Source organism: Pseudotabrizicola formosa (assembly GCF_002900965.1).
GTDB lineage: Bacteria > Pseudomonadota > Alphaproteobacteria > Rhodobacterales > Rhodobacteraceae > Pseudotabrizicola > Pseudotabrizicola formosa.
The window spans coordinates 479,200-499,556 of the sequence record NZ_PJOM01000003.1 but is presented as its reverse complement, the minus strand read 5'-3'; the positions used below and the strand labels follow the sequence as shown (position 1 = coordinate 499,556).

20 protein-coding genes are annotated in these 20,357 nt (G+C 65.1%); 7 read left to right on the top strand and 13 right to left on the bottom strand.

Annotated elements, in window-relative coordinates; translation table 11 throughout:
• Window positions 1-16 precede the first annotated feature (16 nt).
• Genes hisB through CXR43_RS13595 form a run of 5 tightly spaced genes read right to left on the bottom strand, consistent with a single transcriptional unit; the run spans window position 17 to window position 4,111 of the window.
• Entirely contained in the window at window positions 17-604 is a 588-nt protein-coding gene (hisB, locus tag CXR43_RS13615; RefSeq protein ID WP_103334590.1) for an imidazoleglycerol-phosphate dehydratase HisB, read from the bottom strand.
• A gap of 29 nt (window positions 605-633) precedes the next feature.
• The gene (locus CXR43_RS13610; protein ID WP_103334589.1) at window positions 634-1,503 is read right to left on the bottom strand and encodes a metal ABC transporter permease; all 870 of its coding nucleotides are present in this window, start codon (window positions 1,501-1,503) and stop codon (window positions 634-636) included.
• Window positions 1,496-2,353 carry a metal ABC transporter permease gene (locus CXR43_RS13605; protein ID WP_103334588.1) on the bottom strand — a complete coding sequence of 286 codons (858 nt, stop codon included), beginning with the start codon at window positions 2,351-2,353 and terminating at the stop codon, window positions 1,496-1,498. The genes CXR43_RS13610 and CXR43_RS13605 overlap by 8 nt, the downstream gene beginning before the upstream one ends.
• The gene (locus CXR43_RS13600) at window positions 2,350-3,156 is read right to left on the bottom strand and encodes a metal ABC transporter ATP-binding protein (protein WP_103334587.1); all 807 of its coding nucleotides are present in this window, start codon (window positions 3,154-3,156) and stop codon (window positions 2,350-2,352) included. Before CXR43_RS13600 ends, CXR43_RS13605 begins: the two co-directional genes overlap by 4 nt.
• Window positions 3,149-4,111 (bottom strand): metal ABC transporter solute-binding protein, Zn/Mn family, encoded by a 963-nt coding sequence (locus CXR43_RS13595; protein WP_103334586.1) that lies wholly within the window; start codon window positions 4,109-4,111, stop codon window positions 3,149-3,151. Before CXR43_RS13595 ends, CXR43_RS13600 begins: the two co-directional genes overlap by 8 nt.
• 208 nt (window positions 4,112-4,319) lie before the next feature.
• Here CXR43_RS13595 and CXR43_RS13590 point away from each other — a divergent pair, with 208 nt between their 5' ends.
• The gene (locus tag CXR43_RS13590; RefSeq protein WP_210402094.1) at window positions 4,320-5,321 is read left to right on the top strand and encodes a GT-B fold glycosyltransferase domain-containing protein; all 1,002 of its coding nucleotides are present in this window, start codon (window positions 4,320-4,322) and stop codon (window positions 5,319-5,321) included.
• A gap of 11 nt (window positions 5,322-5,332) precedes the next feature.
• On the opposite strand, the gene CXR43_RS13585 is transcribed toward CXR43_RS13590, so the two are convergent.
• Window positions 5,333-5,926: a LysE family translocator gene (locus tag CXR43_RS13585; protein WP_103334585.1), complete on the bottom strand. Its 594-nt coding sequence runs from the start codon at window positions 5,924-5,926 to the stop codon at window positions 5,333-5,335.
• 72 nt (window positions 5,927-5,998) lie between these two features.
• On the opposite strand from CXR43_RS13585, the gene CXR43_RS13580 reads away from it, so the two are divergent.
• Both CXR43_RS13580 and CXR43_RS13575 read left to right on the top strand, forming a co-directional pair.
• Window positions 5,999-6,451 carry an Lrp/AsnC family transcriptional regulator gene (locus tag CXR43_RS13580; protein ID WP_103334584.1) on the top strand — a complete coding sequence of 151 codons (453 nt, stop codon included), beginning with the start codon at window positions 5,999-6,001 and terminating at the stop codon, window positions 6,449-6,451.
• 176 nt (window positions 6,452-6,627) lie between these two features.
• Entirely contained in the window at window positions 6,628-7,920 is a 1,293-nt protein-coding gene (locus CXR43_RS13575; RefSeq protein WP_103334583.1) for an O-acetylhomoserine aminocarboxypropyltransferase/cysteine synthase family protein, read from the top strand.
• A 79-nt stretch (window positions 7,921-7,999) separates the two neighbouring features.
• Here the strand turns inward: CXR43_RS13575 and CXR43_RS13570 are convergent, their stop codons facing one another.
• Window positions 8,000-8,704: an SIMPL domain-containing protein gene (locus CXR43_RS13570; RefSeq protein ID WP_103334582.1), complete on the bottom strand. Its 705-nt coding sequence runs from the start codon at window positions 8,702-8,704 to the stop codon at window positions 8,000-8,002.
• A gap of 173 nt (window positions 8,705-8,877) precedes the next feature.
• Between CXR43_RS13570 and CXR43_RS13565 the strand changes: the two genes are divergently transcribed.
• Window positions 8,878-12,066 carry a hypothetical protein gene (locus CXR43_RS13565; protein ID WP_103334581.1) on the top strand — a complete coding sequence of 1,063 codons (3,189 nt, stop codon included), beginning with the start codon at window positions 8,878-8,880 and terminating at the stop codon, window positions 12,064-12,066.
• A gap of 16 nt (window positions 12,067-12,082) precedes the next feature.
• On the opposite strand, the gene cobT is transcribed toward CXR43_RS13565, so the two are convergent.
• Window positions 12,083-13,090 (bottom strand): nicotinate-nucleotide--dimethylbenzimidazole phosphoribosyltransferase, encoded by a 1,008-nt coding sequence (gene cobT / locus CXR43_RS13560; protein WP_103334580.1) that lies wholly within the window; start codon window positions 13,088-13,090, stop codon window positions 12,083-12,085.
• A gap of 79 nt (window positions 13,091-13,169) precedes the next feature.
• On the opposite strand from cobT, the gene CXR43_RS13555 reads away from it, so the two are divergent.
• The gene (locus CXR43_RS13555) at window positions 13,170-13,925 is read left to right on the top strand and encodes an adenosylcobinamide-GDP ribazoletransferase (RefSeq protein ID WP_246831389.1); all 756 of its coding nucleotides are present in this window, start codon (window positions 13,170-13,172) and stop codon (window positions 13,923-13,925) included.
• Window positions 13,926-13,970: 45 nt separating this feature from the next.
• Here the strand turns inward: CXR43_RS13555 and CXR43_RS13550 are convergent, their stop codons facing one another.
• From CXR43_RS13550 to CXR43_RS13530, 5 genes are all read right to left on the bottom strand, one after another.
• A complete protein-coding gene (locus CXR43_RS13550; protein WP_103334578.1) occupies window positions 13,971-14,480 on the bottom strand; it encodes a CarD family transcriptional regulator in 510 nt (169 codons plus the stop codon).
• A gap of 323 nt (window positions 14,481-14,803) precedes the next feature.
• Complete coding sequence (fdxA, locus tag CXR43_RS13545; RefSeq protein ID WP_103334577.1) at window positions 14,804-15,142, bottom strand: ferredoxin FdxA; 339 nt, start codon at window positions 15,140-15,142, stop codon at window positions 14,804-14,806.
• A 51-nt stretch (window positions 15,143-15,193) separates the two neighbouring features.
• The gene (locus tag CXR43_RS13540) at window positions 15,194-15,514 is read right to left on the bottom strand and encodes an RNA-binding S4 domain-containing protein (protein WP_103334576.1); all 321 of its coding nucleotides are present in this window, start codon (window positions 15,512-15,514) and stop codon (window positions 15,194-15,196) included.
• A 3-nt stretch (window positions 15,515-15,517) separates the two neighbouring features.
• Entirely contained in the window at window positions 15,518-18,457 is a 2,940-nt protein-coding gene (locus tag CXR43_RS13535; protein ID WP_246831388.1) for a helicase-related protein, read from the bottom strand.
• A 26-nt stretch (window positions 18,458-18,483) separates the two neighbouring features.
• Window positions 18,484-19,041: a tetratricopeptide repeat protein gene (locus tag CXR43_RS13530; RefSeq protein WP_103334744.1), complete on the bottom strand. Its 558-nt coding sequence runs from the start codon at window positions 19,039-19,041 to the stop codon at window positions 18,484-18,486.
• 68 nt (window positions 19,042-19,109) lie between these two features.
• Here CXR43_RS13530 and CXR43_RS13525 point away from each other — a divergent pair, with 68 nt between their 5' ends.
• Complete coding sequence (locus CXR43_RS13525) at window positions 19,110-19,397, top strand: SCP2 sterol-binding domain-containing protein (RefSeq protein ID WP_103334575.1); 288 nt, start codon at window positions 19,110-19,112, stop codon at window positions 19,395-19,397.
• Window positions 19,394-20,341: an alpha/beta fold hydrolase gene (locus CXR43_RS13520; protein WP_246831387.1), complete on the top strand. Its 948-nt coding sequence runs from the start codon at window positions 19,394-19,396 to the stop codon at window positions 20,339-20,341. The genes CXR43_RS13525 and CXR43_RS13520 overlap by 4 nt, the downstream gene beginning before the upstream one ends.
• Window positions 20,342-20,357 lie beyond the last annotated feature (16 nt).

Below are 20,357 nucleotides of genomic sequence, written 5' to 3'. Positions count from 1 at the left end.
CAGAACAGATAATGGGTCAGAGCGCGCCCTTGGTGGACGGGAGTTGACCTGCCATGCGCGGATCAGGTTCCACCGCCATGCGCAGGGCGCGGGCGGTCGCTTTGAACGCGGCCTCGGCAATGTGGTGGCTGTTCACCCCGTGGATGCGGTCGACATGCAGGGTGATGCCGCCATGGGTCGCAAAGCCCTGGAAGAATTCGCGCACGAGTTCGGTATCAAACGTACCGATCTTGGCGGTCGGGAAATCGACATTCCAGACCAGGAAGGGCCGGGCCGACAGGTCCAGGGCGCAGCCGATCTGGGTGTCGTCCATGGCCAGCGCAAAGTGGCCGTAGCGGCGGATGCCCTTTTTGTCGCCCAGCGCCCGTGCCAGCGCCTGACCGAGTGCAATGCCGCAGTCTTCGACCGTGTGGTGATCGTCGATGTGCAGGTCGCCCTTGGCACGCAGGGTGATGTCGATCAGCGCATGGCGGGCAAGCTGGTCAAGCATATGGTCGAAAAAGCCAACGCCGGTGTTCACATCATACTGGCCGGTGCCGTCGAGATTGATCGCGACGGTGATCTCGGTCTCGGCGGTTTTGCGGCTGATTTCGGCGGTGCGCATCGGGTTGCCCTCGCGTTGGGTTCGCCGCCTTATAGGGCGGCGCGGGCGAGATGGGAAGCGATGAGCGCAGACAGGGCCAGGAGGAGGCCGGAGACCGTGGCGATCATGCCAGAGGCCGAGAGGGTGAAAGGCAGGCCCAGCCACAAGGGCGCATAGCCGGCAAGGACATAGCCCAGCAGGGCCGAGGCGACGGCGAAGCCGAGCGAGGCCATGATCTGGGCGGGCAGCGTGCGGGTCAGCAACCGGGCAGAGGCGGCGGGGCAGATCAGCATGGCGATGGTCAGGATGGACCCTACCGCCTGAAAGGCGGCCACGGCGGCAAGGGCGGTGGCGGCGGTGAGGCCCGCGCGCAGCCAGCCGACAGGGATGCCTTGGGTCTGTGCGAACACCGGGTCGAAGGTGGCAAGCACAAGGGGCCGCCAGATCAGCCGCAGGGCAAGCGCAAGGCCCGTCGCGATGAGGGCAAGGCGCAGCAGTTCGGGCGGGGGGCCCCCCAGCCAGATGAGGCTTTCCAGATTGCCATAAAGCGCGTGTTCGACATCCAGATGCACGCCGGATGTGCCGGTGGTTTCCAACAGGACCACGCCCAGCGCGAACATCGTGGTGAACACCACGGCCATCGCCGCCCCCGGCTCCAGCCGCGCGCGGCGGGTGACCCATTCGATCAGCAGCGCCGACAGGCCCGCCGCTGCCAGCGCCCCCGCCCCCATCACCACGCCGCTGCCTGACCCCGTCAGCAGAAAGGCGGCAACGATCCCGGGCAGGACCACATGGCTCATGGCGTCGCCCAGCATGGCGCGGCGCGACAGCAACAGGAAATTGCCCGGCAGCACGCAGGCGATAGCGGCAAGCGAGGCGATCAGCATCGGCGGCAGGGAAAACAGCAGGAATTCATCCATCGCGGCGTCCCCGGATCAGCAGCGTCAGCCCAAAACCACCCGCTGCCAGCAGCACGATCACCGGACCGGTGGGAAGGTCGGGCACCGAGGCCGAGATCGCGGCACCAATGTAGCCGCAGACCGCGCCGATCACCGCCGACAAGGTTGCGGTGCCGGTGACAGTCGTGCTCCACATCCGGGCCGAGACGGCAGGGGTCACCAGAAGCGCCACGATCAGGATCAGCCCGGTGACGTTCAACCCGACGAGGACCACCGCCAGCACCAGCGCCATCAGCGTCGCATCCATCCGGCGCGGGTTCACGCCCATCATCCGGGCATGAAGCGGATCAAAGGCCACCATGGCCAGCGGGCGGCGCAGCGACCAGAGCGCGCAGATCACCGCCAGACCGCCAAAACCGATCACCAGCGCATCCGCGCGCAGCATCCCCGCGGTAGAGCCCAGGAGCACGGTTTCCAGCCCCGCCGGGCGCCCGGTGCCAAGGCCCTGGATCAAGGTCAGGATCACGATTCCTGCGCCATAAAAGCTGGCCAGCACCGCGCCGGTGGCCGCGTCTTCGTGCATTTGGCGCGCAAGGCGCTGCACCGCCCAAAGGCCTGCCGCAGCGGTCAGCGCTGCGCCCAGCATCAGCCCGGGCAGAAAACGCCCATCGCCGCCAAGCGCCACCATGGCCAGAAAAGCAAGGCCAATGCCCGGCAAGGTGGCATGGGCCATGGCATCCGACATCAGCGCCCGGCGGCGCAGGGTCAGAAACGCCCCCGCCGCACCAGCGGCAGCGCCCAAGAGGGCGGCCCCGAGGCTGACCAGCGCGGCGTTGTAACCGGCTTGCAGCAGCAGGGCCTGCCAGATCATGCGGCAGGCCTTTCCGTTGGGCCTTCGCTGCGCAGGTCTGTCGGATCAAGCATCAGGGCCGGGCCATAGGCCTGCGCAAGGGCCGCACGGGTGAAGGTCGTGGCAACCGGACCTTCGGCGACGGTACGACGGTTCATCAGCAACACCCGGTCAAAATAGGCGGCCACCGAACTGAGGTCGTGATGGACAGCGATGATGGTCGCGCCATCCTTGCGCAGGGCTTTCAGCACCGCGATGATGGCAGCTTCGGTCGCGGCATCAACCCCGGCAAAGGGTTCATCCAGCAAAAACAGATCCGCCCCCTGCGCCAAGGCCCGGGCCAGAAACACCCGTTGCTGCTGGCCGCCCGACAGCGCGCCAATCTGGCGGCGGGCGAAATCCTGCATGCCGACGCGGGCGAGCGCCGCCATGGCATGCGCAGACGTTGCGGCGTCGATCAGGCCCAGCAGGCCGGTCTTGCGATAACAGCCCATCAGCACGACATCGATCACCCGGACCGGAAAGCTCCAGTCCACTGCCGCGCGCTGCGGCACATAGGCGATGCGGGGCATCGACTGCGCCACCGGCCCGCCAAAGGCCGCCACCGTGCCCGCTGCCGCGACCAGACCAAGCACGGATTTCAGAAAGGTCGACTTGCCCGCGCCGTTGGGGCCGATGATGGCGGTCATGCTGCCGATGGGAAACTGCGCCGAGGCTCCGTCCAGCGCCAGCACCTCATTATAGCGCAGGGTCAGCCCCTGCACCCGGAGCGCCATCTGGTCGGCGGCCTGGACCGGCCGGTGGCCTGCGCCATCCTCAGCCATTTGCGGCCAATCTGCCTGAAGCCCCACGCTCTGGCGCGGTGCCGCCCAGAGCACGGGCGATGGTGGTCGCGTTATGATCCATCATGCCGACCCAGGTCCCTTCATAGCTGCCCTCGGGGCCCATGGCGTCGGAGAACAGCTCCCCCCCGATGCGGACGGTGTGGCCCCGCGCCGCCGCCCCCTCGATCAAGGCGCGCAAGGCGCGGTCAGAAACCGAGCTTTCAACAAAGACCGCAGGCACCTGCCGGTCAACCAGCAGATCGACCAGTTCCGCGATGCGTGACAGCCCGGCTTCGGAGTCGGTGGAAATGCCCTGCACCCCTTCCACCTCAAGCCCGAAGGCGCGGCCAAAATAGGCAAAAGCGTCATGCGCGGTGATCAAAAGAGGCGATGACACGGGAATGGTGCCCAGCACCTCCTTGGCATATCGCGCCATCGCATCGACCGATGCGCGGTATTCGGCCCCGCGGGCCGCCACGTCGGAGGCGAAAACGGACAGCGCCGGCTCCATGGCAAGGGTTGCCTGCGACCAGAGCGCCGGGTCGAACCAGATATGCGGATCCGGACGGTCAGGATAGGCGGGATCGGCCAGCAGCAGATCGGCCGGCAGGGTTTCCGCCACTGCAAGCACGCTGGCCTTTTGCGACAGGCCCGCCATAAGATCGGCAAACTGCGCCTCAAGGTTCAGGCCGTGCCAGAGCACGAGATCGGCACGCGACAGCGTCAGAATGTCGTTGCGGGTGGGGCGATGGCCGTGCGGGTCCATCCCCGGGCCGATCAGCGCCGTGACAGGCAACCCGGTCAGGGCGCGGGCCGCATCGGCGATCATGCCGGTGGTGGCAACGATGGCCGGGGCGGCAGCTGCCGTGTCGGCAAGGGCAAATCGAGGGGCAAGGCCCGCAGCGGGGACCAAAGCCCCGGCCATCAACCCCAGAAAACCGCGTCGCGCCAGCATGAAGGGTGTCCTTTACAGGTGCTACAACTTTGAATGAAAGATATGCGAATTATTCTCAATGTCAATAGTTTTGCGAACCGTTCGCAAGAGTAGGCCCAGCGACACTTGGGGCTGGCCGCGTCCGGCACAGGCTTTCGCAAGGCTGCAAAGCCCGTTAGACACGGCAATACGGCCTGCCCCGCAGGCCTAACCGTCTGTGGAAGCCCCGATGCCAGACCCCGGCCCGATGCAGCGACAGGATTTCACCATCATGGCCATTGGTCAGGCCGGACGGCTGCAATATGAGGCGATCCTGCTGGCCGGGTCGCTGCGGCTGACCAACCCTGATGTCACAGGCCGTCTGGTGATCTGCGAGCCGCAGCCCGGGCCGCTGTGGCAAAACGATCCGCGGATGACCGATGCAGCGCATGCGGTGCTCAAAGATCTGGGAGCGGTGATCATCCCCTTTCAGTCTCGGGTGTTCGGGCAGGATTATCCTTATGGCAACAAGATCGAGGCGCTGGCCGCTCTGCCCGATGCGCCGTTTCTGTTTCTGGACACAGACACGCTGATCACCGGCGATCTGGCCACATTGGCGATCGATTTCAGCCGCCCCTCTGCCAGCATGCGGCGGCAAGCGACTTGGCCAAAGACCGAGTTGTACGGGCCGGGTTACGGCACGATCTGGAAATCCCTTTATGATCGCTTCGGGCTGGACTTTGCCACTTCGCTGGATCTGGGTCAGCCGGATGAATACTGGCAGCGCTATCTCTATTTCAACGCTGGCTGGTTCTTTCATGACAGCCCGCGCCGGTTTGGCACCAGATTCCTGACCTATGCCAAGTCGATCCGCGACGACCCGCCGCCCGAACTGGTGCTGCAAGAGCTTGACCCCTGGCTGGATCAGGTGGCGCTGCCGCTGGTGATCCATTCACTGGGCGGCGGCAGGCCCGGGCCGGGGCTTGCCGGGCTTGATGGCGATGTGACCTGCCATTACCGCAGCCTGCCGTTGCTCTATGCCCGCGAAAGCGACCGGGCGGTCGAGGTGCTGGAGGCGGTGGCGAAAGCCCCCCCTCTGCGCCGGGTGCTGCGCGACCATCCGCCGGTCAAGTCGATGGTGCTGCAAAATCAGGGCCGCCGCGCGCGAGCGCTGTTTGACCGCGCCAACCTGCCCCACCGCGAACAGGTGATCCGCAACACGCTGAAACGTGAAGGATTGTGGCTGCGCTGAGCCCGGCTGCGCTAAAGCCGCAGGATGGGCCAGAGCGATGCCACCAGCAAGACTGCCATCGTCCAGTTGAACACCTGCAACCGCCGGTTCGTGGTCAGCCAGCGCCGCAGTTGCTGGCCCGCGACCGTCCAGACCGAGACCGAGGGCAGATTGACCATCGCAAACACAATGGCGACGGTCAGCATCGCCCACGCCCCCTGCCCGGCCGCATAGACAGTCACCGCCGTCAGCGCCATGGCCCAGGCCTTGGGGTTCACCCATTGGAAGGCCGCCGCTTGCAGAAAGCTGAACGGGCGGCCGCCGACCGTGCCCTCTTTGGGCGCGGCAGCATGGGCGATCTTCCATGCCAGCCACAGCATATAGCCAACCGAGGCGATTTTTAACAGCAGTCCCAGCGCAGGCAGGATCACAAACACCTGCGCCAAGCCCAGACCCAGCAAAAGCACCATCAGCGCATGGCCAAGGCTGATGCCCAGCATATGCGGCAAGCTGCGACGAAATCCGAAATTCGCGCCAGAAGCCAACAACATCATATTGTTCGGTCCCGGTGTGACCGAGGTCACGAAAGCAAAGCCGATCAAGGCGGTCAGAAGGTCATATGTCATCACGGAGTTTTGGCACGGCGCTTGCCGCATGAAATTGCGAACTGCGGCGCGGCATGCGATACAGCACAACAAATGACGAAGATTGACCAGACTAACGAAAAGATATTGCGCGAACTGACCCGCGATGGCCGGCAATCCAATCTGGAGCTTGCCGCGCGCATCAACCTGTCCGCTTCCGCCACCCTGCGTCGGGTGCAAGAGCTGGAACGGCAGGGCGTGATCAGGGGGTACCGGGCCGTGCTGGACCCTGCAGCCATCGGCGTGGGTTTCATCGCCTATGTCACGGTCGGGCTGAACGCCCACACCAAGCAGTCACAAGAGGCCTTTGAACGGGCCGTCGCCCGCGCGCCCCAGGTCACCGAATGTCACAATGTGACCGGCAGTGTCGAATACCTGCTGCGGGTCGAGGCGGCGGATCTGACGGCCTACAAGCACTGGCATACCGAAGTTCTGGGCGTTTTGCCCCAGGTCCGGTCGATCACCACCTTTGTGGTGATGGGCAGCCCGAAGGACCTACGCGCCTGACGGTACAGGCCGCTGCACCATGAACCTTTGTCAAATGCACGCGCCGCAGGCACCTCGGGGCGTATCCGGAAAAGGGTCAATGCACACCAGCGCCCCTGTTTTCAACCATGGCAACGGTTGATGGCTGCCGCAATCCCCGGTAGCGTCCGGCCACATCCATTACGGGGGGACATCAGATGACAGACACATCCAGCTACGGCTTTGACACCTTGGCGATTCATGCTGGGGCGGAGCCCGACCCGGCGACGGGCGCGCGGCAGGTACCGATCTACCAGACCACGGCCTATGTGTTCCGCGATGCGGATCATGCAGCCAAATTGTTCAACCTGCAGGAGGTGGGCAATATCTATTCCCGCCTGACCAACCCCACCGTATCGGCCCTGGCCAACCGGGTCTGCGCGCTGGAAGGCGGGGCCGGAGCGGTCTGTTGCTCATCGGGGCATGCGGCGCAGATCATGGCGCTGTTTCCGCTGATGGGACCGGGGCTGAACGTCGTGGCCTCGACCCGGCTTTACGGCGGTACGCTGACCCAGTTCAGCCAGACCATCAAGCGCTTTGGCTGGTCTGCCAAATTTGTCGATTTCGACGATCTGGCAGCGGTGGAAGCGGCGGTGGATGACAACACCCGCGCGATTTTCTGCGAAACCATCGCCAATCCGGGTGGCTATATCACCGATCTGGATGCGATTGCCGCGATTGCCGACAAGGTCGGCCTGCCGCTGATCGTCGACAATACCACGGCCACGCCTTACCTGTGCAAGCCGATTGAGCATGGCGCGACGCTGGTGGTGCATTCGGCCACCAAATACCTGACCGGCAACGGCACCGTCACCGGTGGTGTGGTGGTCGATTCGGGGAAATTCGACTGGTCGGCCAGCGGCAAGTTTCCGTCCCTGTCCGACCCCGAGCCTGCCTATCACGGGCTGGCCTTCCATCCGGCACTTGGCGCGATGGCCTTCACCTTCCATTCCATCGCCGTGGGCCTGCGCGATCTGGGCATGACGATGAACCCGCAAGGCGCGCATTACACGCTGATGGGAATTGAAACCTTGTCGCTGCGGATGCAGCGGCATGTGGAGAACGCGGTTGCCGTGGCCCGCTGGCTGGAGGCTGATCCGCGGGTCGAAATGGTAACCTATGCCGGTCTGGACAGCAGCCCCTATGCTGACCGAATTCCCCGGATCTGTCCGAAGGGCGCGGGAGCCCTGTTCACCTTTGGGCTGAAGGGCGGCTATGACGCCTGCGTCAAGCTGATCGACAACGTGAAGCTGTTCAGCCATGTCGCCAATCTGGGGGACACCCGCAGCCTGATCATCCACCCGGCATCGACCACACATCGCCAGTTGCCAGAGGCCGACCAGATCAGGGCCGGGGCCGGACCAAATGTGGTGCGGCTGTCGATCGGGATCGAGGATCTGGCCGATATCATAGCCGATCTGGATCAGGCCATGACGGCAGCGCTTGCCTGAGCTTTGGCTCGTAACAGGTTGATCCGAAATCAATCTGCCGGGAGCAGCGCAGATGCGCCCGGCAGATTGTGACGCGCGGCTATTGCGCGATCTCGAAGACGATGGTGACCGAGGCGGTGGTGGCGACTTCGCCAGCCGCGACCGGGACCGCTCCGGCTGAATCAGCAGACTGGCGGAACATCGGCTGAGGCGGCATGTACCCGCCACCTTCGGTGATCGATACGATCGGTCCCAGGCTGGCCCCCGCCGCCTCGACCAACAGCGTGGCGCGGGCGCGGGCATCTTCGACCGCCGCCTTGCGGGCGGCGTCCAGTGCAGGGCGCGGTTCGGACAGGCCGAAGCTCAACCCGTTCAGGGTATTGGCCCCATCCTGAATGGCGGCGTCCAACACTTGGCCCAGCCCGTCCAGATCGCGGATGCGGACGGTAAGCTGATTTGACGCAGTGTAGCCGTCGATGCGTTGGCGTGCACCGTTGTCATATCCTGTCCAGTTTGGATTGACCGACAAATTGGTGGTCTGCATGTCACGGTCGGCGATGCCCGCCGCTTTCAGCCGCGCCATGACCGCAGTGAGCGCCTCGGTGTTGCCGGCCATGGCGGCGGCCGCCGTTTCGCCCGTGGTGGTGACCCCCAGCGACAGGGTGGCAATGTCAGGAATTCCATCGACCACGCCTTCGCCGGTCACGGTGATCTGCGCGGTGGGCGCGGTGGTCTGTGCCTGCACCGCCGTCAGCGCGGTGGCCGAAAGCAGGGTGGCGACAAGGGCGGCGTTCAGAATGCGCATGAGGTGTTCTCCAAAAGGCTGCAATCAGTTTCCGGCTATGGAACGCGCGCCGCAAGGCGATCCTTGGCGCATCACGGGGCTTTTTCTTTCTTTCGGCGGAAAGCTGCTGTAGGAAAGACTTAGCCAGCAAGACGCGGTTCCCGCATCTTGCCTCATGATGCTAGAAGCCGAACATGACACCCAGTTTTGCCCTGAACTTGACCGAAGACAGCATCACGCTCCTGCACCGGACATCCGGGGGGTGGCGCGATCTGGGATCTGTGGCCTTTGACACGCCCGACCTGGCAGCCGCGCTGGACGATCTGCGCAGCCGCGCCGAGGCAGAGTCGCCCAAGGGCATCACCACCAAGCTGATCATCCCCGAGTCTCAGATCCTGTATCTGCAGATTGAGGCAGCGGGTCCGGATGACGCCAGCCGCCGCGCGCAGATCGAGGCAGCGCTGGACGGGCGCACGCCCTATACGCTGGATGAGCTGATTTATGACTGGTCGGGCACAGGGCCGATGGTGACCGTGGCGGTTGTGGCCCGCGAAACCCTGAGCGAGGCCGAAGCTTTTGCCACCGAGCATAAGTTCAACCCGGTGGCCTTCGTCGCCCGCCCGGAGACCGGGTTTGACAAGGAGCCGTTCTTTGGCCCCTCAACCCTGGCCCCCAGCCTGGTGAAGGCAGGTGAGAAGGTCGAGCCGGACCCGGCACCCGTCAAGGTCATCGGGCAAGAACAGCCGCAGGCCAAAGTGGCGGCCTTTGCCGAGGAACCGGCAGCGTTTGCAGGGGCCCCCGCACAGCCATCGGCCGCTGAACCAAGCGTCGCGCCGGCACCGCTTGCCGATGCACCGGTCGCAGAGCCTGCGCCAGCGACGGCTGCCGATCTGCCAGGGCCAGAGATGCCGGGCCCCAGTGCGCCGGAACCTGAAATGCCCGATCCCGGCCTGCCAGAGCCGGCACCGACGCCAGAGCCTGTTCCCGGCCCCACCCCAGAGCCTGATCTGCCGCCGCAGGCCCCACCCCACGCTCCGCCTGCCAGTCCGGTGACCGAGCCCGACCTTCCCCCGCCAGCGCCTTCCGGGCCGCAGTTCACCGCTGCCTCGCGGGGTCAGGACATCTTGCCGTCTGCGCGGCGGGCCACGCCAGAGCCAAAGGCAGAGGCAGAGGCAAAAGCTCGTCCGGATCAGGTCGCAGCAAAGACCAAGGCAGAAGAGTCGGAAGCCCCGATGGCGGTGGATGTGCCGGCCGAAGACGGTTTTGATGATGTGCCGCCCATGCCGCCGGGCGCACGCGCTTCGGTTCTGGCCTCCCGTCAGGCCCCCGCCGACGACGATCTGCCGCCGCCGCCTTCGGCAGCAGCGCTGACCGCATTTGCCAGCCGCAGGCAGGAGGGTCAGCCGCGCCCCTTGGGGGCTGCGACGGGGTCTGACACGGCCCCCGCCCGGCCGGCCGAACCAAGCGTCGCACGCCCCGCCGCGCCGCCCAAGCCCGTGGTAGAGCGGCCCGCCGCCGCCCGACCCGCCCCGAAGTTCAGCTATGACGATCCGGTGCCACCGCCGCCCCGCCTGCCCGGCGACCCGCCGACGCCTTCGGCGGCGGTCGCGGGCAAGACGGGCAAGGGGTTTCGCGGTCTTGGCGGGCTTGTGACTGCCCCCAGCATTCCGGGCACCCGAAAGAAAAAACCGACCCTGAATGGTGCGACAGCCAGCGGGGTCCGCCCCGCCGCCCTGACCGCCGGATCGACCCTTGCGGCACCGCTGGATGGATCTGCGGCCACGGTCCGGGCGGCGTCCCAGTCGCTGGGGCGTCAGCAACCGGTGTCGCCGGATGCGATCGCCAAGGGTCTGAGCGCGCGGACGATGCCGCAGCGGGGCAAGCCGAAGTATCTGGGGCTGATCCTGACGGCGGTGCTGCTGCTGCTGCTGGCGCTGGTTGCGGCCTGGTCATCCTTCATCATCGCCGGTGGCGATGATCCGGCAACCGAAGTGCAGGTTGCCACCGTCGATGACGAAGCGCTTGCAGATGGTCAGGTGCCGGCTGCAGAGGCCGAGATGTTGGCCGATCTGCAAGACCCCGCGGATCTGCCCGTCGATGTGGATCTGACGGCGACGGAAGAAGCGGTCGGCGTCGCACCGGTAGACAATCTGGCCGAGATCACACCCGCGCCAGAGAGTGCCGTCGCAGAGCCAGGCGCTGCGGACCCCGCTGTCGCAGAACCTGTCAGCGCGGAACCCGCACCGCAGACCGGCATGCAGGATGTGGTCGCCGAGGCAACCCAGCCCGACCCGGCCAATCAGGACGAGATTTTTCTGGCTGGCATGGATGTGCCTCCCGCGTTGAGCGATCCGCTGGTGCTGCCCGCGCCTGCGGCGCAGGGCGATGCGCCACCCGCAGCCCAGATGCCGCCCCCGCCCTTTGGCACAGTGTATCAGTTTGACGCCGATGGCCGCATCGTGCCGACCGCCGAAGGGATCATGACGCCCGAAGGGGTGCGGCTGGTGGCGGGCCCGCCGTCGGTCGTGCCACCGCCCCGTCCCGCTGCGGCGGCTGCGCTGGCCGAGACGCCAGCCGCCCCGGCCGAGGCAGGAAATGCATCAACGGCGGCAATCACCAGTGCCGTAGCCGAGGCAACAGCCCCGCCCGCCGATGGCGATCTGCTGCCTGCACAGACCTTTGCCGCGGACCCGGCCCTGGCAAATGCTCGCCCGCGCTCGCGTCCCGAAGGGCTTGCCGCGCAAGCCTCGGGTGAGGATGACGCTTCGCTGGCCCCGGCCGAGGACAGCCGCTTCGCCAGCCTGCGCCCGCGTTTGCGCCCTGCTGCAATTCTTGCAGCGGGCGAAGCGGCACGCCAGGCCTCCGAGTCTGCATCGCTGGCAGTGCAGATGGCCGTGGCCGAGGCCGCAAGTGACGGAAGCATCAGCCCGCTGGCCGTATCGGTGTCGCGCGTCCCTGCCCCACGCCCGCGCGATCTGAGCAGCGCTGTCGAGGCGGCCGTCGCCGCAGCCACCCGCCGCGCTGCGCCGGATGTGCTGGCCTCTGCCTCGACCGCAGCCCCTGCGGCCCGCTCTGGCCCTGCTGCAGATGAGGCGGATGACGAACCCGAAGTCGCAAGTGCCGCCCCGCGCATTCCAACCCGCGCCAATGTTGCCAAGCAGGCGACTTTCGTGAATGCGATCAACCTGTCGAAGATCAATCTGATCGGGGTCTATGGCACGCAATCCAACCGCTATGCCCTGGTGCGCCAAGCGAATGGCCGCTACCGGAAGGTGGGCGTCGGCGACAATCTGGATGGTGGCCGGGTCCAGGCGATCACCGCATCGGAAGTGCGCTATCAGAAGGGTGGACGGATGTTGGCCCTTGCAATGCCAAAGGGCTGAGCCTTTCCCCAAGAGTTCAGGCCCCGCTGACCCCGGCTTCGGCAAAGGTCGCCATTCCCGAATGGCAGGCGACAGCCCCCTTAACGATCCCCAAGGCCAGTGCCGCGCCCGAGCCCTCGCCAAGCCGCAGACCAAGGTCAAGCAGCGGCTTCTTGTCGAGTGCGGCCAACAGGCGACCATGGCCTACGTCGGCGCTGACATGGCCGGCAAGGCAATGATCGAGCGCACCGGGCTGCGTCTGTTGCAGCACTAAGGCGGCGGCGCAGCAGATGAAACCGTCCAGCACCACCGCAATGCGCTCAGCCCGAGCGCGGGCGATGGCCCCGGCCATGGCGGCAATCTCGCGCCCGCCAAGGCAGCGCAACACCTGCAACGGATCTGACAGCAGCGCCGCATGGGTGGCAAGCCCCGCGCGGACAGCCGCGGCCTTGCGGGCAAGGCCATGGTCATCCACGCCCGTGCCGCGCCCCACCCAGTCTTCGACCGCACCGCCCAGCAGAGCCGCCGCGATAGCGGCAGCAGAGGTGGTGTTGCCGATGCCCATCTCGCCGGTCACCAGCAGGTCGGCCTTTGGGTCAACCGCGTCCCAACCGATCGTCAAGGCTGTCATCACCTCTGTCTCGGTCATCGCCGGGCCTTGGGTGAAATCGGCGGTGGGGTGATCAAGGTCAAGGGCATGAACGGTCATCGCTGCGCCGAAGGCTTTCGACAATTGGTTGATGGCTGCGCCGCCATGCCGGAAATTCGCAACCATCTGCGCCGTCACCTCGGCCGGAAAGGCAGACACGCCACGCGCGGCGACGCCGTGATTGCCAGCAAAGATCACCACCTGTGGCGCATCGGCGCTTGGCATCTCGCGCCCCTGCCATCCGGCCAGCCAGATCGCCAGATCTTCCAGCCGTCCCAACGCGCCGGGCGGTTTGGTCAGCTGGCCATTGCGGGCTGACGCCGCAGCACTGGCGGATGTGTCGGTGCCGGGTTGCGCGGCCAGTGCGGCGCGAAAGCAGACAGGCGAGGTGAACATGGACAGGGTCCTGCGTTGCAAGGGGCTAAGCCCTTGGCTACAGACAGACGCAACAAGATTCCAGCCGGGAAGGGACAGGGTGACCACCGAACGCGACAGACCTGTCTGGCTCCTGGCCGACCTGGCTTCGGCCTTCGGCCTGCTCAGCCGCCTGCCCTTGCCACAGACCCGCCACCACAGAGCCGCGGCCTGCTGGGCCTGGCCGCTGGTCGGGCTGGTGGTGGGCGCGCTGGCGATGGCCGCCGGCTGGGGCGCGATGGCGGTCGGCCTGCCTGTCGGGCTGGCGGCGGCGCTGGTGCTGGCGGTGGGGGCCATGGCGACGGGTGCGCTGCACGAAGACGGGCTGGCGGATACCGCCGACGGGCTGTTCGGCGGTTGGACGCGCGAACGACGGTTGAGCATCATGAAAGACAGCCAGATCGGCAGCTATGGCACGCTGGCGCTTCTGCTGGTGACACTGGCATCCTGGTCGGCGCTTGGGGCCTTGCTGACCGCCGAAGCCTATGGGGCGATTGTGGCGGCGGCGGTGATCTCCCGTGCCCCTATGGCAGTCATCATGGCGGCCCTGCCCCATGCACGGGCGGACGGCTTGTCGCGCAGTGTGGGGCGGCCATCGCGGCTGGCGGCACTGTGCGCGGTGGCGGTGGCGATGGGGATTGCAGGGCCGCTGGGGCTGGTGGCCGGGGGGATGATCGGGGCCGCAGCGGTTGCCTCTCTGATGGTTGCCGTGCTGGCGCAGGCGCGGATCGGGGGGCAAACCGGGGATATTCTTGGAGCAAGCCAACAGCTTGCCCATCTGGCGGCACTGGCCACTGCGGCGGCCATGCTGGCATGAAAACGGCGGCCCCAAGGGCCGCCGTTTCCAAATACCTAGGATGAGTTACGCTGCGCGGCTGACCAGAACGTCATCGACCGTTTTCGCGGCAGAGCCTGCATCGATGCCGGACACGGCAGCAACTTCGCGGGTCAGACGCTCGAGGGCGGCTTCGTACAGCTGCCGCTCAGAATACGACTGCTCACGCTGGTCATCGCTGCGATGCAGGTCGCGCACCACCTCGGCAATGGCCATCAGGTCACCGGAGTTGATCTTTTGTTCATATTCCTGCGCGCGGCGGGACCACATGGCCCGCTTGACCTTGGCCTTGCCCTTCAGCGTATCCAGCGCCTTGGACACCACATCGGGGGCCGACAGCGCGCGCATGCCGATTTCGGTGGCCTTATGGGTGGGAACCCGCAGTGTCATCTTGTCCTTTTCGAAGGTGATGACGAACAGCTCCAGCTTGAACCCGGCAATTTCCTGCTCTTCGATGGACATGATCTTGCCCACGCCATGAGCGGGATATACAACGAATTCATTCGGGCGGAACTCGGGTCTTTTGGACTTGGTCATTCAGTCGCTTCCTAACAGCGGAGGCCCTCTGGCGACAAAAGAACCGCCTAGACCTGAAAAGGTCCGGCGATGCGGCAGCAGATGTCACAAGAATTTCCATCTCAGGCGAGCAGCGCTGAGCGGAGGTCAGGCGTCCATGATTGTTTGTCATATATGTATAGCACAAATTTCACCTGATTCCAACTGCTCCAAATCAGAGCGCGTCGGGCATCCACTGTTGAAATCATTGGCCTTTTTTAGGCAGCGCCGAATCAAGGTTGCAGCGTTGCCGAATCACTGCCTGTGAGGGCGCTACCGTCACGCGCGGTTAAGCCGCGCCGACGTCAGCTGCCTTCGCCCGGCGCTTCCGAGAAATACTTCTCGCGCTTGTCCTTTTCGCCATCCCGCGCCTCTGCCTCGGGCAAGGGGTCGCGGCGCACTGTGATCACCGGCCACATTTCGGAGTACTTGCGGTTGAACGATACCCAGGCGTCCATATCCGGTTCCGTATCCGGGCGAATGGCGTCGGCAGGACATTCAGGTTCGCACACGCCACAGTCGATGCATTCATCCGGGTGAATGACCAGCATATTCTCGCCTTCGTAAAAGCAGTCCACCGGACAGACTTCTACGCAGTCGGTGTATTTGCAGGCAATGCAGTTATCAATCACCACATAAGTCATCGGATCAGGCCTTTGGCTGGGTCGGGTCACTAGCTAGAGCAAGCCGGAGGATCATTCAAGCGCCTCTGGCAGCGGGGGTGGGTCAAGGTCGAGATAAAGCGATTGCGCCTCGGCAGCCGGGCCGCGCCGCAGCCCAAGCGCCTGAACCTTGATGACCCGGACCTGCTGGCCTTGAACAAAGGTCAGCACATCCCCGATGCAAATGCCGTGGCCGGGCTTTTTCGTGCGCTGACCATTCACGCGGCAATGTCCGCTTTCGATCACCTCGGCAGACAGGCCGCGCGATTTGAAGAACCGCGCCTGCCAGAGCCATTTGTCCAGCCGCAGACGCGGCCGGGCATCGGGCGCGGGTTTCGCCCCCGGCCCGGCCAAGCGTCAGACCTTGCCCTTCAGTGCAAGCAGTGCGGCAAAGGGGTTGTCCGGGTCGATCGGTTTGTCGGCACGCTGTGGGCGGGCCTCGAACTGACGTGGCTTGTTGGCATCGTTCCGGTCGGGGCGGTCGCCCTTGCCCTTGGGCTTGCCACGGTCACCCTTGGCATGGGGTTTGCCATCCCCCTGCGGACGCGGCCCACGGTCGCCCTGCGGCCTATCCCCTTGCGGCCTGTCCCCCTGCGGTTTGTCGCCGCGCGGGCGGTCTCTCTTGGGGCGATCCGCCTGCGGGCTGTCACCTTGCGGACGGTCTGCTTGCGGACGCTCGCGCCGGTCACCCTGCGGACGAGGGCCGCGTTCCGGGCGGGCATTGCGCGGCTTGGGGGCCCAGGTGAAGGTGTAAAACGACTCCATCTCAGGTGCGGCGGCCTCGGCCTCTGGGGCCTCCGGCGCAGCCTCTGGCACCGGAGCCAGCACCGACACTTCCTCGGGAATCGGGTTCTGCGGCAGCTCGGGATCGACCGTGGGCAACACCACCGCCGGCTCTGCAGCCTTGACCTTGGGACGTTCAGCCTTTTCGCCCTTGTAGCCCAGACCAGCCATCAGATCGGCGAATTGGTCCAGCGTCATGCCCGTGATCGACAGCATGTCGGGCGTTGCCTCAAACCCGGCGCGGCTGTCTTTCTGGCGCAGGATATCGGCCAGACGTTCCAGCATATCAATGCGGATCGCGCGGCTGCCAGCCGGGTGGTAACCGGCCAGCGTGTAATGCGCCTTGGGCACCTCGGCCACATTCGGGATGGTGACCAGACCGGGGGGCGGACTTTCGGGAAATTCGTCCAGACCGTTCCACAGCGACCACAGCACCAGACGCAACCGTGTGGGTGCGGGCTTCAACAGCAACGGCAGGAAGATGGTGAACTGGCCAAAGCGCACCCCATGCTTGCGCAGAGCACCGCGCGCCTCCTGGTCCAGTTCCTTGACATCATTTGCCACCACGTCGCGCGGCAGCACGCCCAGGCCTTCGACCAGACGGAAAGCAAAGCCGCGCGCCAGCCCGGTCAGCGCTTCATCGCGGCTCATGGCGGCCAGCGGCTCGAACTGCGCCGCCACCTTGCGGTCGATGAAATGCTGCAGGCGACGACGGACCTTTTCGGCAACCTCGAAGCCGGCCTCGTCATCGACGAAAGCCTCGACCGACGGGCGCAGCGCCTCGGCCCCCTTGACCAGCTTGCCGACAGCGGTGGTGCCCCACATCAGCCCCCCCTGCTCGGTGAAATCCATCTCGGTATCGGGTGCGTTGTAGAAACGATCCGCCCGCAGGTGGAATTCCGGCTTGAGCGCCTGAACGGCAGCCTGCGCCATCACCTTTGCCTCGTCAGGTGACGTGCTGGCATCCTGGCGGAACCGGAATCCCTCCAGCTTGCCGACAAACTCGCCCTCAACCGTCACTTCGCCTTTGTCATTCACCTCGGCCACGAGGGTCTCCTTCTGCTTCAACCGGCGAAGCAGCACACTTGTCCGCCGGTCTACAAATCTCTGCGTCAGTCTTGCGTGCAATGCATCTGACAGGCGGTCTTCTACAGCGCGCGTCTCGTCGCGCCAATGGCTTTCGTCATCGACCCAGCCTTTGCGCTGCGCAATATAGGTCCAGGTGCGAATATACGCCAAACGTTTGGAAATGGCATCAATATCGCCATCGGTCCGGTCGATGCGCGCGACAGCCTTGCCGATCCAGTCCGAAGGGACCCTGCCCCCGCCCAGCCCCCGACCGCAAAGGTATTCGAAGATGCGCGCCAGAAGGCCCGCATGGTCGCTGTCACTTGACCCGCGGAAATCGGGGATGCGGCAGACATCCCACAGCAGTTGCACGCGCTTGGGGCTGGTCAGGCGGTCGCGCACCTCGGCCATTTCCACCAGCGCCTTGAGTGCCAGCACATCATCGGCATCGCGGGCGCGGGTCAGCCATTCGTTGGATGTATGCTCTTCAAGACTTCGGATCAGGCGGTCGGCCGTGCCGAAATCGAGCGCATGGTTGCGCCACATCAATTTGCGCACCGGGGCGAACTGATGGTTTTCGATGGCCTCGATGATCTCTTCGTCAAAGGGCCGGGCCTCGCCCGTCACCCCGAAGGTGCCGTTTTCCGTGTGCCGTCCGGCCCGGCCCGCGATCTGCGCCAGCTCTTGTGGATAGAGCGCGCGCATGCGGCGGCCATCGAATTTGGAAGTGGCGGAAAAGGCGATATGCTTGATGTCCAGGTTCAGACCCATGCCGATGGCATCGGTGGCGACCAGATAATCGACATCGCCGTTCTGATACAGCGCCACCTGGGCATTCCGGGTCCGGGGGGAGAGCGCGCCCATCACCACCGCGCACCCCCCCTTTTGACGGCGGATCAGTTCGGCAATGGCATAGACGTTTTCAACCGAAAAGCCGACAATGGCGCTGCGTGGCGGCATCCGGCTTATCTTTTTCGAACCCGTATAGGTCAGAGTGCTGAACCGCTCGCGCTTCAGGAAGGTCACGCCCTGCACCAGACCTGCAATCGCCGGGCGCATGGTTTCGGCCCCCAGAAAGAGCGTTTCATGCAACCCGCGCGCCCGCAGCAGACGGTCGGTGAAGACATGGCCCCGATCCGGATCGGCACAAAGCTGGATTTCGTCGATCGCCACAAAATCCGCGCCGATTTCCAGCGGCATCGCCTCGACCGTGCAGACCCAGTATTGCGTGCGGTCTGGCACGATGCGCTCTTCCCCTGTCACCAGCGCCACCACCGATGGCCCGCGCAAGGCGACGATGCGGTCATAGACTTCGCGTGCCAGCAGACGCAGCGGCAGACCGATGACGCCGGTGCGGTGGCCCAGCATCCGGTCGATGGCGTAATGCGTCTTGCCGGTGTTGGTCGGCCCAAGGACTGCCGTGACCCGGCCGGTGGTCGCGCTCATGCTTTCGGTGCCTTTACGCCCTGCCGTTACAGATCGGTGCCCGCGACCTTTGCCTCCAGCCGCTCTACCGCCTCTGATACGCCGCGCAGGTTGGGATGTATAGCCAAAGCGGCGCGGTACACCTCAAGCGCCTTTTGCGGATTGTCCAACTCTTCATACATCGCGCCCAGTCCCGCCATCGCCCCAAAATGCCGGTCATTCAGGGTGAGCGTTCGGGCAATGTCCGCAATGGATGGGCCGAACTGGCCGGCCTGGTAATAGGCGGTGGCCCGGGCGTTCCAGCCTTCGGCAAAATCCGGGGCATGATCGGTCAGCGCGGTCAGATGATCAATCGCCTCACCCGGGTTGCCTGCGGCCAACGCATCACGCCCGCGTTGCAACAACAGATCCATCGCGGGCGAGCCGCTTTTGGACCATTCGTTCCAGATCTCACGCTCCAGCCTGGCGGCGGCGCGGGCATCGGCAGATTTCAGCCGGTCGAAAAGCCCGTCAAGCGGTTCTTCCGCGACAACGGGCGTCGCCAGCAGAAAAACTGCAAGAAGTGCCGCAACGGTAGGATTGAGAAACTGACGATGAACTTTCATATGATGATGGTAGCGCATTGGCGCAAGAACACCATATCCAAGCCGTCACAAGGCAGAGAGGACGTTACATGAGCGACGTGGTAACAGAAGCCGTCGAAGTGCTGTCGAAAAAGCTGTCTGGCGGCTTTGACGGTGTCGCAAAATTCGTGATCGAAGGCGAAGGCGCGATCATGCTGGACCCGACCGGCGTGCGTGCCGGCGACGAACCGGCCGAAGTGACGATGACGGCCAGTGCCGATGTGTTCAAGCGCATTCTGGATGGCGACCTGAACCCGACAATGGCCTTCATGCAGGGCAAGCTGGCTGTGGATGGCAGCATGGGTCTGGCGATGAAACTGGGATCGGTTCTGGGGTGACAGAGGGGCCGCTGCTCACTGCACCATTCTACGCCGACCTCGCCCTTGGCCCAGAGGGCGGGGAGGCGTTCTGGCTTGTCACCGAGGACAGGCTGCGCATCCGTGCCGGTGTCTGGCCGATGGGGACGAAAGGGACCGTGCTGCTGTTTCCCGGCCGCACGGAATATGTCGAGAAATACGGGCTGGCCGCCGCAGATCTGCAGGCCCGCGGCTATGCGACGGTGGCGATTGACTGGCGCGGGCAGGGTCTTGCCGACCGGATGCTGGACAACCGCATGCTGGGCCATGTGGCCCGGTTTCAGGATTACCAACGGGATGTGCAGGCTGTTCTGGGGCTGATCCGGCGGCTTGGCTTGCCCGAACCCTTGTATCTTCTTTCGCATTCGATGGGCGGTGCCATCGCCCTGCGCGCCTTGATATCCGGCTTGCCGGTAAAAGCCGCCTCGTTTTCGGCCCCGATGTGGGGCATTGCCATGGCGTCCTGGATGCGGCCCCTTGTGCAGCCGATGGCGCAGCTCTCGGGCTGGTTCGGGCAGTCACACCGGCTTGCACCCAGTACATCGGACAAAAGCTATATCGCAGAGGCGGACTTTGGCGGCAATGTGCTGACCACTGACCCCGGGATGTGGCGCTACATGAAGCGTCAGGTGACAGAGCGGCCCGAGCTGGCGCTTGCCGGTCCCAGCATGGGCTGGCTTCAGGCTGCCCTGGCGGAGTGCCGTGAACTGGCGCTGGCCCCCGCCCCGGATTATCCGGCGCTGACCGCTTTGGGCACGGCAGAAAAGGTGGTGGATCTGGCCCCCATCCACCTTCGAATGGCCGGATGGCGCGGTGGACGGCTGGAAATGTTCGTGGGGGCCGAGCATGAGATCCCGATGGAAACGCCAGATCGGCGCAAACGGTTCTTTGATCTGACGGCCGGCCTGTTTGACTCAAATCGCTGACGGGGCTGCCGGGGCA